Raw genomic sequence first — 13,315 nt, 5'->3', positions numbered from 1 at the left:
CTCCCTACATAATTTCTTTTAATCGATTGACAATTTTTGTCATTTCACTTTGATTCACTGAGCGTACATCAAATTCGATGATGCCATTATTAGCTTGATATTCTCTCGTATAAACTGCAGGATCTTTTTCTTTCAGTTCTTCAATCACTTGTTTGGCATTTTTTTCGCCGCTGACTTTGACGCTGGCTCTATAAATATCGCGACCGGCACCATCTTGAACGACTTCGGCGGATAAATCTGAAATTTCGTTAAGATCTGCGATAAAAGGAAGCATTCTCGCCTTCATTTCACTGCCGGCTTCACTACCATGGACTAAGTAATCTTCCACCGCTTGTGTAAAACCTAAAATATTGTCTTTACCAATCTTCATGGCGCGACCGATTCCCTTGCCTTGCAGCCGAATCCACTCAATATATTCTTTTTTACCGATGACTAAACCAGCACTTGGCCCTTCCATCGCTTTGGCACCAGAATAAATCACTAAATCTGCACCCGCTTGAATATATTTAAATAAATCTTCTTCCGCTGCTGCATCGACAATTAGTGGAATCTTGTGTGCTTTCGCTACAGTTGCCGTTTCAGCAACCGTCAGCATGCTTTTTTGAACAGTGTGATGGCTTTTAATATATAAAATCGCCGCTGTTTTTTCTGTAATCATCATTTCTAAATGGTCTGGTCCGCACATATTGGCATAACCTGCCTCAATCACTTGTCCGCCACCTTGTTCCACCATGACTTCAACTGGTGTCCCATAATCAACGTTATGACCTTTCGGTAAAATGATTTCTCTTTTATTGATTTTGTCAGTATACGGATGGTAAGCATGATATAAATCTCCAGCACCAATCAAGGCCGCCACTGATTGGGCAATTCCAGCTGAAGCGGAAGAAACAATTTGTGCGTCTTCCACTTTTAATAATTTAGCTAAATAGGCCCCAGTCTGGATGGCTAACTGACTCATTTCAAAAAAGTGTTCACCACCAAAACGTTGGGCTGTCAAAACATTCTCAGAAACTTTTGAAACCCCTAAAATAGTCATGCGACCTGAGGCATTAATAACTTCTTTCAAGCCTAATTTTTCAAAATTAATTGTCATAAAGGACGCCTCCAATGATTGTTTGATGGGGTTTAATCTGTTCGATTGCCATTCTAGTAAAACCATTAGAATCAATTAATTCTTTGTCTGCTGGGATAATTTCAAAAATGGTTAAATCAGCATCATAGTCGACAGCTATTTTCCCTTTATTGTTTAAATTGAAATTTTTAGCCGGTGCAACTGTGATTTTTTCGATTATTTCTTCCCAAGAATAGCCAACGACTCGTAATTTTTCTAGCGTTGTCGCTAAGTCAAAAACAGGGCCATTTTCACGGTTACGAACATAAATATCGGTACTAATTGAGTGAGCTTTCATTCCTGCTGCAAATGCTTTTTCTGCAACATTAAAATTAAAGCTATCTGTTCCATGACCAATATCAAAAATGATGTCCTTACGATAAGCATCCCAAACAAAACTTTTAATCTCTTGGGTTGTTTGATCAAGAATACCATTGGGTTTTCCGTTAAAACAATGGGTTAAGACATCACCTTTTGACATCACTGTCAATACTTCTTGTAATTCTGGCGGCGCTGATCCAATATGCACCATCAGAGGTAAATCATGATTGTCCGCTTGGATTTTTTTAGCCAATTCTAGTGGTGTAAACCCATTTTCTCCCACAACTGTTTTACTCATGCGAGCTTTGATCCCTACAATAAATTCAGGCAACTCCATTAAAGCCTGATGAACTAAATCTTCTTGCACTTTGGTAAGATCAGCTAATTCATCTTGCTCGACAATGCCCCATTTTGAAATATTAAGTAATGCATAAACGTTGGTTTTTGCCGCCTCTGCTAACTGATAAAAATCATTGATATTTTCAGCGCCGGTGGTTCCGGCATCAATCACTGTGGTTACCCCTTTTTTTACGCCAATTTCATCAGGAAAATCGTAATACAATTTCATCTTTTGATAGCAATGAACATGATCATCAATCCAGCCAGCTGAAATATAATAATCATCTTTTAAATCAATGACTTCTTTTGCTTCATCAGTAATCGTTGTGTCGACTTTGGCAATTTTTCCAGCTGAAATTGCAATCTCAATTTTACTACCGTCGATTTGCTTCCCATTTTTGATTAATTTATCAAACATTTATGAACTGCCTTCCTTCTATTTAATCGCTACAGGGAAAAGTGCACCTAAAATCATCGCACCTAAAATTGCGCCACCGGCAATTGGTTTTTTCCATGCATAAAAAGCTAATGCGCCTAAAGTTGCACCGATGCCGATGGGAATGGATGCTAGACAAGCACTTAAAATAATCAATGGTCCTAAGAAACGACCAGACGAATTTCCGGCACCCATCATCACATCCGCGCCAAAAGTCGAGTTTGATTGATTAATCGTAAACTTACGAATCAAAATTATCACTCCACCGACTAACGCACCTAAAATTAAACCTGTCGCTAATGACAAAGCAAAGTTATCAATTGGCGCAGTAATTTTCATACTAAGAAAAATCGCTGGAATCCCAATCCCGATTCCTGTTAAAATTGAACCGCCTAAATCTAAAATACCGACTAATGAACCTTCTAAAATTCGGGCAAATAAGAAACTAGCGCCAAAAGCCGCTGCCGCACCATAAGATCCGCCATCTAAACCAGCTTTTAACATTGCTACAATCGATACTTCATTAAAGGCGCCCACGCCATAAGTAACATACATATGGGTTCCCGCAAAAACAGCTGCCGACATCAAGCCTACAATAATCGGAAATGACCAATCCGCAAACCAGAAACTTTTTTGTTTTTGTGCGGCCAATATCTCTTCTTGTTCTTTTTCCCACTGTTCCGTATTCTCCATGATTCTCCTCCTAATTTTTATGCATAAAGCTTCTCTTCAGAAATTTCTTTTGTTTATTCGATATTAAAAATACCATGCAGATTATCTAACCAATTTGGTGCTGAAAGTTTGAAGCTTTCCAACATTTGTAAATCGAAACCACGGAAGAAGCCACTTAACACGAACAGTAAGATAATTGCTGCCATCATACTCTTAGTAACTTTGTTCCAACCGATTTCGTCAACACCTTTACCGATTAAAATCCCTAATACCACACCTGGTACCGCGTTACCCATGATTAATTGTGCAAGTCCGCCAAATAAAGTTCCCCAGAAACCAGTTCGTTTGCCTGCGTCTAAAGCTGCTAGCCAGAAAATAACCGGCATTACGGTATTAATTAAAATTGTTGCTGCCGGAACTAAGACTGCGACTGCTGTGACTTGTAAAGATTCTGGAATAGCTGCGGCAGTTGAATTTAAAAAGGCTACTACGACAGCCCCGATCACGGCGCCGACAATCCCCATTTTCTTAGGATTATGGACGGTTTCGCCAACATTTTTATTTTTGAATAATAAAGCTGCGGCTGCCCAGTTGGGAACGATCCGGTGGGTCACATCTTGCGTGAAGGCACCGGCACCAACAGTTGATGCCCAAGCATTAAAGAAGAACCCTAAACCGAAAGAAAAATGCGAAGCAGGATCGCCCATGCAGGCATTCATTTCTCCCAATGTCCGAAAAGCACCTAAACCTTGAGTGCTAGGAGCATGAAACATTCGAGCTGCACCGACTGATGCAGAAAAACCTAACAATCCGCCAATGATGATTGATTTAATTAATATAATTGCAAAATCCACGAAATAACTTCCTCTCTTTAGTTAGTTTTTATTTTTTTGGATACAAAAGGCAGGTTAATCCCTTCCGGATCAGCAATCTTTTCTTGCATGAAAGGAACCAGTGTCAAATCTATTTCACTGACTTCCACCGTTACTGCCAACTGAACTTGATAGTTGGTCCGTTTTCGCGGAAAAAAGAAAAATAAAAATCGTTCGGTAAAAGTTTGTTCGGTTGCTGCCAAAACTTCGACTTCAAGCGGTTCAACTCGTAACAGAACCTCTGATTCTTGCATTAATTTTTGCTGAATTTCACCTAATGCTGCCGCAAAGGCATGTTGCTTTGAATCACCTTTGCCGTTAACAATGACTTTTTTTTGAGTTGTTTTTTGTGCAGTCATTTCATCACTTCCTATAAGCCGTGTTTTTTAACAAAAGCTTCCGTCAAACGTTTGCCTAATTCTTCTTGGTCCATAAAACCAAAGCCTAAAACCGTTTTTCCATCATTGATGGCAGTCAAGCCTTCTTCAACTGAACGCATGCCGTGACGTTCAGGATAACCATATTTTGTTGCGGCGGTTAAAGCACCTGCGCCACCACTGCCACAAAATGAAATTCCCATATCTGCATTTTCTTGTTGCATCACATCACCTAGCCGCATATCGGCACCCATACCTGGAACAACTACTGCTTTTCCACCTGCTGCTTCTACTCCTTTTGCGACATTTTGTCCTTTACCCATGCGATCTGCGATAACTACTGTAATCATTTTTGTTTCCCCCTAATTTTTAATTGTTTTTTGCTGCTTCAAAATGAATCGATAAGACATACATTTCATCAATTGGTAGCTGACCGATAAAATCGACAACTTTTTTGGCGATCATTAATGATTCTTCTGATACTTCATTAAACATACTGGCATCAACTTCTTGAATTGCCTCATGATTTTCCGAGCGTTTTAACATTTCATTCAAGTGATTAATTAAGACCGTCCACTGTAATTCTGATAATTCAATCGCTGGCGTTTTTAACTGCTCTTCGACAAAATCAATCAGTTCCTCTAGAGCTTTTCTTTGCTGACTTTCAGCGATAATTTTTTTGGCATCGACTGACAATTCCAATGATTTACTCCTCTCTCAGATACGCAAATAACGCATGAATTTCTGATTTATTAATGGCTAAATTATTTTCAGCGAACAAAGCTTCAATTTGCTCAACTAAATTTTTTTGTTGCATGATTCGTTGATCTTCGTGACCGCCTTCTAAGATATATTGTTGCTCGAAGGTAATCCGATGCACTAATAACAAGACATGGAGTAAAAAGCCCTCTCGATATTCAATAATTAAGTGATCTTTCAATAACACCAATAGACGCTCATAAACTGTATACCCTTTTAAAATCAAATCTTTACTGCAAGATTCAGCCGAATCATGATTGATTGGACCCCTGGCTAAGCCAAGTCTATTTGGTGTTTTTTGATTGTCTTGACCAAGAATTCGCTTAATTTCAACTTGGATTTTTCTCAAATCTTCCTTCGTTGGCAAAGGATGTACCTTCACAAAAGGTCGATCAACGCCTTCAATCGGAAAAATACTAATGATTAAATCAGGGTTTTTCTTTTTGACTATTTCTTGAGCATTTAAGACCGAAGCAAAGGCAGCCACTTCAAGATTAGATAGCTCTTCTGAAATTTTTTGTTTGATTAAACTAGTGACGCCTAGACCAGTGGAACAAACATAGACTGCTCTGACACGTCGTGAATCTGTTTCTTTTTCAAAGGAAACCAAGAAATGTAAAGCGATATAAGCAATAAATGAATCGTTCACCAAGAGACTTTCATCAATCATCTCTTTTTTTACGGCCATCTCAATTGCGGCAAATAAGCTGGGATAATTGGCTTTGATTTCATCTTTGAAAGGATTATATTCATTGACATATTTTTGTTTGCGGGTAAAACGCAAAGACAGATGGGCATATAAATTGGTTAATAGTACTGGATCTTGACTATATGGATAATTTTGATTTTCGCTAACCTGTGAAATAATTTCTTTCGTCAAGGTCATCACATCTTGTTGCGGTCCGCTATCAAAAGTATCACTGTAAATATAACGATATTCGTCTTCAAAAAGAGGTAAATGATACTTAGCTGAGATAACCGACATTAATTGATATGCCAATTCTTCGCGATTAATTTGATCTGTTTGCAATAATTGATAGCCACCAATCGTGTTTTCTGACTGGATTCGCGTAGCGGCAACAGAAACGCGAATCAGCATATTTAATAGCTCAGAATAATTTAATTCATCTAAATTTTCGACAGCCAATAATTCTCTTAAACTGACAATGGCTTGATTAAAAACTTCTTGCAATAAGGTTTGGGAAGCTGAATAAATCTCGTAACGATCGCATTCTTCTCCCTGCAACAATAATTCCATGATGCGATAGATGTCGTAATCGGTGAAACCTTGTTGCAAGACTTCTTCGATCAATAAGCGAATTTCTCTTTCAGTCCCCGTGATTGAAAAACCTTTTCCCGTTTGACGTGATAATTCCATCTCTCTTCGTGCTAGCTTCTCTTCTAAAACAACAAAGTCATTCATGATCGTATCTTTACTAACTTTCAAACGATCAGCTAATTCTTGCGCAGTAGTGGCTGACTTACTCAATGATAATTGAATAATCAAACGATCTAACCGCAAGCCTTGATCAGGAAATAACTCCAAGCGATCAACTGCCATCAGCTCACTTTTTAGTTTCATCCGTTCTGAACCATTGACTTCAATCCAGATTCCTTGACTGCGTTTGCTGCCTAATTGCAAGCGCCGTTCTTTTAGCCATAGTCGAATATTATCTAGAGCGTATTTCACCGTTCGAACACTGACTGCTTCTTCATCAGCTAACTTTTGCGTCGTCACTGGTTCGGAATTTTCTAATAAGTAAAGCAGGATTCTAAGTTCTCTCTTACTTAATTGTTGCATTTTTCTCGCTCCTTATGGCTTAAATATAAGCGCTTTCTGTTTTTACGACAATATGAAATGTTTGCACTTTAGTTAGTGCAACAAACCTTGATTTTACTTCGATCATTCGTGCATTTTAAATTTTCCCGCTTTTTTCTAGTGTAAAACCGCGCGTTCTCTCCTTTTATTATTGCACTAATAGAAATATTTTTGATTAAAAATTCTTGTTATATTCACTATTATTTTTTCACTTTTTTAAATTTTATTCTTGAAAAATAAAAAAGACGAAACCAGAAAGGCTCCGTCTGTAAAAATTATTTATTTAAATGGATTATAGAAACGTCCGCCATTGACATGAAATAAAGCTATCGTAATTAAAACGAGTATAATACTAAGTGCAATCAAGAGATAATCTTTCATTTGAAACGGTTGATCTACATACCAAGTGCGCTTTTTCTTTTGACCAAAACGCCGTAGCTCCATTGCCGTACTGATGATTTCGATTCGATCTAAACTAGAAAAAATCAATGGCAAAACAATTTGAGCTGTTCCTTTTGCCCGCTGCATCAACTTACCCTTTTTAGACATTTCAAAACCACGAGCTTGTTGCGCTTGCGAGATATTTTGAAAATCCTCTTGAATATCAGGAATATAGCGTAAAGCTAAAGCCACTGCATAACTGACTTTATAGCTGACCCCAATCTTATTTAAACTAGAAGCAAAAGAACTAGGATTGGTAGTAAATAAGAAAATCAATGTCACTGGAATCGTACAAAAGTATTTTAATACTAGATTAAACAAATAGAATAATTGTTCTTGCGTCAAAGTAAAACGTCCCCAACCAGCGAAAATCACATGGCGAGTACCATACAACTGCACCCCATATTCTGGCTGAAAAATATAGACTGCTAATAAATTTAAAATCGAGAAGAAGACAATAAATTTGATCACAAATGACACTTGATACCATTTCACATTAGCCACTTTAAACATTGCCAAAGATAAAATACTAATGACAATCAAAAAGCGGGTATCATAAGTAGTCATGCAGGCAATCGAGACTAATAATAGAAAAATCAATTTGGCTGTCGCATTTAAATGATGCAATATTGTCTCACCGGGATGATAACCTAAGGTCTGATTATTTTCCATTAACGTCTCACCTCACGATCATAATGAATAAATTTCCGGGTAAATTCGACTGGATCGGCTAAACCGATTTTTTCCGCAAAAGTAAACAAGCTAGTTTCTTTTAGCGATGCTTGTTCAACCAAATCCCGTGAAGTTAAAACATCAATCGGTGTAGTGTCAGCTAAGATTTTCCCTTGATTAACCACGAGGGCCCGATCTGAATATTCCAACATCAAATGCATATCATGTGTAATCATGACTACCGTTTTACCTAAATGATTTAACTCTTCAATAAAGCGCATCATTTCAGTATAATTGCGAAAATCCTGACCGGCAGTTGGTTCATCTAAAATAATCATTTCCGGCTCTAATACTAAAATCGCTGCAATCGTTACCCGTTTTTTTTGTCCATAACTCAAAGCTGAAATCGGCCATTTCCGGAATGGATATAAGCCGCAAACCTTTAAAGCTTTTTCCACCCGTTCTTTGATTTCAATTTCATTAACCCCTCGTAAAGTTAAGCCTAAGGCAACTTCATCAAAAATCAATTTTTTTGAAATCATTTGATTCGGATTTTGCATCACGTAACCAATTTTATCAGCCCGTTCTTTAATGGACTCTTTGGCGATTTCTTGACCTTCCCATTTTAGACTGCCTTGAGGTTTAATGAAGCCACAGATTGCTTTAAATAAAGTTGATTTTCCAGCACCATTTTTCCCAACAATTGCAATTCGTTCACCTTTGTTAATAGTGGTAGTTAAATGATCAATTACCAGCGGTTCATTTTGACCGTAGCGATAAATCAAATCTTTTAATTCCAATAATGGGGCTTTTTCAGTTAATTTTGGCAAATCAAAGTGGGCAGATTGCCAAACTTCCATCTTTTCTTTGACAACTGGCCCATCGATTTTTTCCAATTGGTCAATTTGTGTCAATTGATTTAAATCAACACCCGCATATTTCAAAGCCGTTACATAGAGAGGCTCACGTATACCATGGGTTGCCAAAGTAGTCGATTTCAGTAATGCATCTGGCGTGGTATCAACCACCACTTCCCCTTCGCTAAAAACAATTACCCGGTCTACTGGCTTGTCTAAAACATCTTCTAAACGATGCTCAATGATCAAAATAGTTGCGCCGGTTTCCTTATGTAGTTGATCAATTAATGCAATTGCTTCTTTACCAGCTTTCGGATCCAGGTTTGCTAATGGTTCATCAAATAATAAAATCGGTGCTTCATTGACTAAGACGCCGGCCATCGACACCCGCTGCTTTTGTCCGCCAGATAAATCCTGTGGGCGTTTTTCCAAATGCTGGTCAATATCAACAACTTCAGCCCAATGAGCTACCTGTTTTTTCATTTCAGCTTGGGAAACCAAATCATTTTCTAAAACAAAGGCAATATCTTCTGCTACCGTTAAGCCAATAAATTGCCCATCGGTATCTTGCAAAACAGTTGCAGTGCTAAAAGATAAATCAAAAAGTGAACGGTCGGCAATATTTTGACCATCAATTTCTACCGATCCTTCGATTTTCCCTTCATATTGATTGGGAATTAAACCATTAATACAGTTGGCAAAAGTCGATTTCCCACTGCCGGAAGGCCCGACAATCAGCACTTTTTCACCTTTTTGAATCGATAAATCTATATTTTTTAAGGTTGGCTCAGCTTGACTATGATATTGGAAAGTAAAATTTTTAAAATCAATCATTGGTTTTGTCATCTATTTCTCCTTCAATCAGAAAAAAGGTCAGGAGAAGTGCATGTACCCACCCCGGACCTTTTCCTAAACTGCTTCATTCATATAATAAACGTTCGCACCAACACAAGCAATCCTTTAAAGGATTAATCTTCTTCGAAAATAACTTTGGCTGCTTTACGCAACTCAATTTGCCAGCTAGTCCCAGTACCGATATTGTATAAATCAGAGAAAGAATCCTGATTAACCGCAATTCCGATATTTATTAATGAATTAACATAAACTAACGGCTCGCCAATTTCTACTTCTGCAAAAGAACGGACAAATTGCATGATGTTTTGATAAACTTTTTTACCGTCATGATAAATCGTCACTTGCAGACGATCACCACTATCAATTTTAGCTTCTTTGAAATAGTCTAACGGAATATTGGTCCACAATGAACCAAAACGAACATCCAAGACATCAATACTACCACTGAAAATTTTACCGTCGTATTTTGCTTCAACTAACGGAACTTCAACAATACTATCCGTCGGCACAATGCCACCTAGTTCTTCAAAAGTCACTTCACCACTAGCTAAACGAGCACCATTATAGGCATAAATATCTCGTCCATGGAAAGTATGACTCTCTTCTGAGTGAGGCAGACGACTTTTCACTTCGTCTAAATTACGGACTTCGGTAATTCCTTGGTAATTCCGAATATGTGTCAAAGAACCATTATCCGGTGTAATAATATAATGGCCATATGCTGTTTTTGCTACTACACTACGGCGATGACTCCCTACGCCAGGATCCACCACTGAAACAAAAACAGTCCCAGCCGGCCAGTATTTAACTGTTTGATATAAACGATAAGAAGCTGTCCATATATCATAAGGAGGAATGTCGTGCGTTAAATCATTGATGGTAATTTCATCACTCACCATATGAGCGACCCCGTACATTGCACTAACGGCTCCATCACCTAATCCAAAATCTGTTTGTAAAACTAAGTATTTACCCATAAAATCCTCCTTAAATTCTTTAAATCACTCAATCATATTATAATTTTTACTAAAAAAAAGCAATCAGAATCTTTCTCACAAAAATAGGCTATAATAAGGTAAAAATAAATGCATTCCGAGGTGGAAAATGGAAAAATATATCGCTTTATTGAGAGGGATTAATGTAGGTGGCAAAAATAAAATCCCTATGCCTGTATTAAAAAAGATTTTTGAGGATGCCAACTTTTCATCAGTCAAAACTTACATTAATAGTGGTAATATTATTTTTAGTAGTCCAATGACCGATAAAAAAGCTTTGATTCAACAAATTGAAACACTGATCCAAGACGAATTTCAATTGAATATTCCTGTCACAATCGTTACCGACACTGAAATAAATGATACCCTCAAAAATGCACCAGATTGGTGGGATCAGGCTGATGAAACGATTCATTATGCTATTTTTTTAATTCCGCCAATTACCACTGATGAAGTTTCAGCGGCGGTTGGTGAAATAAATCCTGAATATGAACAAATCGACTTTGGTGAAAACATCATTTATTGGAGTGCTCCGCGAAAAACTTTTAACAAAGCCCGTTGGTCAAAAATAGCCAGTTCAAAAGTAAACAATCAAGTAACGATTCGAAATAGCAATACTGTAAAAAAATTAATGACTTTGTGTCAAGACTGAAAAAAAACTGTTGAAAAACTCCTAAACCTGAGAAGTTTTTCAACAGCTTTCTACATTTCTGCAATCGTGACGTCACCATAAATACTAGCCCAGTCGGCATTAAAATCTACAACAGCCTGATTGATGGATGGCATGGCAAATGCCGTTTTAACAATGTCTGTTCCGACAGTTGCTGCTTGCGCACCAGCTTCAAAAGCTTCAGTTACTTGCCGAATATTTTTAAAGCTAGCTGCTAAAATTTTAGTTTTCGCTTGAGTTCGTTCAATTTCTTGGCTCATAGCCGCTAAGACATCAAATGAATCAATATTTTGGTTTTCCATGCGATTAAAATATGGAGCGATAAAATCTGCACCAGCACTAATTGCCAATAAGCCTTGAATTTTAGTATACATAGCAGTTCCTGTAATGTTATAGCCCTCAGCCTTTAAAGTTTTTATTGCATGTAAGCCTTCATCGTTGATAGGTATTTTAATATAGACTTCAGGATCTATCTTTTCTTTAATGGCCTTGGCATCCGCCAAAATTCCTTCATAATTGGTGGCTACCACTTGAACATGTAACGTTTTTTCAAAGCCAATGATTTCGCGAATTTTTTTCATATGATTAAAGAAATCGATTTTTCCTTCTTGTTTAATAATCGAAGGGTTAGACGTTACACCAGCGATTGGCATACTCGCCACTAATTTTTCAATCTGTTCAAGATTAACTGTATCTAATAATAGTTCCATCATTTCAGCTCCTAAAATTATTTTGTAATAGAAATTTTTGTACCGATTGCTAGCTGAGGCATCTCGGTGGCTTCAACATACAAGGTTCCTGCCATTTCTGCCTCCATTTCACCAGTAAATTTTACAGTAATATGTCCTAGTTCATTTAAATTTTTGTCAACGACATTACCAACTGCGGTAATTTTATAAGATTTATCATCAAAATTTAAAACCATTTCTGTCGTAATATCACTAGCGCTTTTAGCCATTACAATATTATAGCAATACTCCGCTAAACCCTCGGGGGCATTATCCCCAAATAAAATCAACATTTTTTCTGCTCTAAACATTTCGGCTTCTGGGCCAATCTTTGTGACTTCAGTTTCAAATACTGACATACATTTCTCTCCTAACTATACAATCCAAAGCTTGCTAACCATGCAACTGCTACTCGTGGCACACCATTTAAAAAGCGGGAATATAAAACCGATGGTACACCTACTTCAACTGTTTCAGCACTCGCTTCTTCTAATCCCAAACCAACTGGAATAAAATCACAAGCATTTTGAGTATTAATGGCAAATAGTGCTGGCAATGCTAAATGTGGCGGAATATTTCCTTGACCAATTTCCACACCAATTAAAGTGCCAATTACTTGTCCTATAACCGCACCAGGTCCTAAAAGTGGAGATAAAAATGGTAGCGAACATATGAAACCAATAATAACTAATCCAATACCGTTTCCTGCCAAAGGTGACATTACTTTTGCAAAAAGATCGCCAATTCCTGATCCTTGAATAATTCCGATTAGTAATGATACGAAGGCCATAAAAGGAATAACCGTGTTGATCATGGTTTGAACACCTTCGCGGGCAGATTGGTTAAATGTCGCTACGACTTTACCTGCACCCATTCCGATTTTAGCAATAAAGCTTCCTTGTTCAGCTTTTTGTTGGGTAATTTTTTTACTCGTATCATAAGTTCCTGTGCTGGTATTGCTTTCTTTTTCATCTGCTACGGCTTCAACAACTACTGCCGTTTCATCAGTTGCTTGAATTTGATTAGGACCAACTGCAGAAACATAAATATCTTCATTAATATATTGTGCCAATGGTCCGCTTTTTCCAGTGGGCAAAACATTGATTGTCGGAATTCCTTTTTTAGGGTAAATTCCACAACGTAATGTGCCTCCACAATCGACAATTGCTAAGGCGATTTCTTCATCTGGAATCGATGTTTTAAAACCATTAACTGATTCCATTCCCGTTAATTCTTCAATTTTATCTACAATCGCCGGTTTTTCTCCTCCACCAGTAATATAAACAACTTTATGTTTTTCTGCTGTCGGTGTAATCGTTAATGGGCCACCATATCCGCCTGAACCTTTAGTTACTTTTATGCTTTTATATTCCATGATTTTCACTCCT

The 13,315-nt window shown here is 37.6% G+C and carries 15 protein-coding genes; 1 reads left to right on the top strand and 14 read right to left on the bottom strand.

Going from position 1 to position 13,315, the window contains the following annotated elements; all coding sequences use genetic code 11:
• Positions 1 to 4: 4 nt before the first annotated feature.
• From ACVWNY_RS16760 to ACVWNY_RS16710, 11 genes are all read right to left on the bottom strand, one after another.
• Positions 5 to 1,096 carry a DgaE family pyridoxal phosphate-dependent ammonia lyase gene (locus tag ACVWNY_RS16760; RefSeq protein WP_218325733.1) on the bottom strand — a complete coding sequence of 364 codons (1,092 nt, stop codon included), beginning with the start codon at positions 1,094 to 1,096 and terminating at the stop codon, positions 5 to 7.
• Positions 1,086 to 2,192 (bottom strand): amidohydrolase/deacetylase family metallohydrolase, encoded by a 1,107-nt coding sequence (locus ACVWNY_RS16755; protein ID WP_454072014.1) that lies wholly within the window; start codon positions 2,190 to 2,192, stop codon positions 1,086 to 1,088. Before ACVWNY_RS16755 ends, ACVWNY_RS16760 begins: the two co-directional genes overlap by 11 nt.
• Positions 2,193 to 2,210: 18 nt before the next feature.
• Positions 2,211 to 2,903 (bottom strand): DUF4310 family protein, encoded by a 693-nt coding sequence (locus tag ACVWNY_RS16750; RefSeq protein WP_218325731.1) that lies wholly within the window; start codon positions 2,901 to 2,903, stop codon positions 2,211 to 2,213.
• A 53-nt stretch (positions 2,904 to 2,956) separates the two neighbouring features.
• Positions 2,957 to 3,736, bottom strand: coding sequence for a DUF4311 domain-containing protein (locus ACVWNY_RS16745; RefSeq protein WP_218325730.1), 780 nt, complete (start codon positions 3,734 to 3,736; stop codon positions 2,957 to 2,959).
• A gap of 17 nt (positions 3,737 to 3,753) precedes the next feature.
• Positions 3,754 to 4,113: a DUF4312 family protein gene (locus ACVWNY_RS16740; protein WP_218325729.1), complete on the bottom strand. Its 360-nt coding sequence runs from the start codon at positions 4,111 to 4,113 to the stop codon at positions 3,754 to 3,756.
• Between the two features lie 11 nt (positions 4,114 to 4,124).
• Positions 4,125 to 4,481 (bottom strand): glycine-rich SFCGS family protein, encoded by a 357-nt coding sequence (locus ACVWNY_RS16735; RefSeq protein ID WP_218325728.1) that lies wholly within the window; start codon positions 4,479 to 4,481, stop codon positions 4,125 to 4,127.
• A gap of 19 nt (positions 4,482 to 4,500) precedes the next feature.
• Positions 4,501 to 4,833: a PRD domain-containing protein gene (locus tag ACVWNY_RS16730; protein ID WP_218325727.1), complete on the bottom strand. Its 333-nt coding sequence runs from the start codon at positions 4,831 to 4,833 to the stop codon at positions 4,501 to 4,503.
• A 4-nt stretch (positions 4,834 to 4,837) separates the two neighbouring features.
• Entirely contained in the window at positions 4,838 to 6,691 is a 1,854-nt protein-coding gene (locus tag ACVWNY_RS16725) for a BglG family transcription antiterminator (RefSeq protein ID WP_218325726.1), read from the bottom strand.
• 297 nt (positions 6,692 to 6,988) lie between these two features.
• Positions 6,989 to 7,822, bottom strand: a complete 834-nt coding sequence (locus ACVWNY_RS16720; RefSeq protein WP_218325725.1) for an energy-coupling factor transporter transmembrane component T family protein — start codon at positions 7,820 to 7,822, stop codon at positions 6,989 to 6,991.
• Positions 7,822 to 9,525, bottom strand: a complete 1,704-nt coding sequence (locus ACVWNY_RS16715) for an ABC transporter ATP-binding protein (RefSeq protein ID WP_218325724.1) — start codon at positions 9,523 to 9,525, stop codon at positions 7,822 to 7,824. Before ACVWNY_RS16715 ends, ACVWNY_RS16720 begins: the two co-directional genes overlap by 1 nt.
• A 122-nt stretch (positions 9,526 to 9,647) precedes the next feature.
• Positions 9,648 to 10,511: an SAM hydrolase/SAM-dependent halogenase family protein gene (locus ACVWNY_RS16710; protein WP_218325723.1), complete on the bottom strand. Its 864-nt coding sequence runs from the start codon at positions 10,509 to 10,511 to the stop codon at positions 9,648 to 9,650.
• A 127-nt stretch (positions 10,512 to 10,638) separates the two neighbouring features.
• Between ACVWNY_RS16710 and ACVWNY_RS16705 the strand changes: the two genes are divergently transcribed.
• The gene (locus ACVWNY_RS16705) at positions 10,639 to 11,181 is read left to right on the top strand and encodes a DUF1697 domain-containing protein (protein ID WP_218325722.1); all 543 of its coding nucleotides are present in this window, start codon (positions 10,639 to 10,641) and stop codon (positions 11,179 to 11,181) included.
• A 50-nt stretch (positions 11,182 to 11,231) separates the two neighbouring features.
• On the opposite strand, the gene ACVWNY_RS16700 is transcribed toward ACVWNY_RS16705, so the two are convergent.
• The 3 genes from ACVWNY_RS16700 to srlE are packed head-to-tail and all read right to left on the bottom strand — an operon-like array spanning position 11,232 to position 13,302.
• Positions 11,232 to 11,909 carry a fructose-6-phosphate aldolase gene (locus tag ACVWNY_RS16700; RefSeq protein WP_218325721.1) on the bottom strand — a complete coding sequence of 226 codons (678 nt, stop codon included), beginning with the start codon at positions 11,907 to 11,909 and terminating at the stop codon, positions 11,232 to 11,234.
• Positions 11,910 to 11,926: 17 nt separating this feature from the next.
• Positions 11,927 to 12,286, bottom strand: coding sequence for a PTS glucitol/sorbitol transporter subunit IIA (locus ACVWNY_RS16695; protein ID WP_218325720.1), 360 nt, complete (start codon positions 12,284 to 12,286; stop codon positions 11,927 to 11,929).
• An 11-nt stretch (positions 12,287 to 12,297) separates the two neighbouring features.
• The gene (srlE, locus tag ACVWNY_RS16690; RefSeq protein ID WP_218325719.1) at positions 12,298 to 13,302 is read right to left on the bottom strand and encodes a PTS glucitol/sorbitol transporter subunit IIB; all 1,005 of its coding nucleotides are present in this window, start codon (positions 13,300 to 13,302) and stop codon (positions 12,298 to 12,300) included.
• Positions 13,303 to 13,315 lie beyond the last annotated feature (13 nt).

It is taken from the genome of Enterococcus sp. JNUCC 77, assembly GCF_054819945.1.
The sequence above is the reverse complement of the archived record's forward strand: the minus strand, read 5'-3'. Positions and strand labels throughout refer to the sequence as shown.

Excerpts from the sequence above, each read along its gene's own strand:
- ACVWNY_RS16755 (WP_454072014.1), bottom strand. The coding sequence starts at position 2,192 with ATGTTTGATAAATTAATCAAAAATGGGAAGCAAATCGACGGTAGTAAA.
- ACVWNY_RS16720 (WP_218325725.1), bottom strand. The coding sequence starts at position 7,822 with ATGGAAAATAATCAGACCTTAGGTTATCATCCCGGTGAGACAATATTG.
- ACVWNY_RS16710 (WP_218325723.1), bottom strand. The coding sequence starts at position 10,511 with ATGGGTAAATACTTAGTTTTACAAACAGATTTTGGATTAGGTGATGGA.
- srlE (WP_218325719.1), bottom strand. The coding sequence starts at position 13,302 with ATGGAATATAAAAGCATAAAAGTAACTAAAGGTTCAGGCGGATATGGT.
- ACVWNY_RS16760 (WP_218325733.1), bottom strand. The coding sequence starts at position 1,096 with ATGACAATTAATTTTGAAAAATTAGGCTTGAAAGAAGTTATTAATGCC.
- ACVWNY_RS16750 (WP_218325731.1), bottom strand. The coding sequence starts at position 2,903 with ATGGAGAATACGGAACAGTGGGAAAAAGAACAAGAAGAGATATTGGCC.
- ACVWNY_RS16705 (WP_218325722.1), top strand. The coding sequence starts at position 10,639 with ATGGAAAAATATATCGCTTTATTGAGAGGGATTAATGTAGGTGGCAAA.
- ACVWNY_RS16740 (WP_218325729.1), bottom strand. The coding sequence starts at position 4,113 with ATGACTGCACAAAAAACAACTCAAAAAAAAGTCATTGTTAACGGCAAA.
- ACVWNY_RS16695 (WP_218325720.1), bottom strand. The coding sequence starts at position 12,286 with ATGTCAGTATTTGAAACTGAAGTCACAAAGATTGGCCCAGAAGCCGAA.
- ACVWNY_RS16700 (WP_218325721.1), bottom strand. The coding sequence starts at position 11,909 with ATGGAACTATTATTAGATACAGTTAATCTTGAACAGATTGAAAAATTA.
- ACVWNY_RS16735 (WP_218325728.1), bottom strand. The coding sequence starts at position 4,481 with ATGATTACAGTAGTTATCGCAGATCGCATGGGTAAAGGACAAAATGTC.
- ACVWNY_RS16715 (WP_218325724.1), bottom strand. The coding sequence starts at position 9,525 with ATGACAAAACCAATGATTGATTTTAAAAATTTTACTTTCCAATATCAT.
- ACVWNY_RS16725 (WP_218325726.1), bottom strand. The coding sequence starts at position 6,691 with ATGCAACAATTAAGTAAGAGAGAACTTAGAATCCTGCTTTACTTATTA.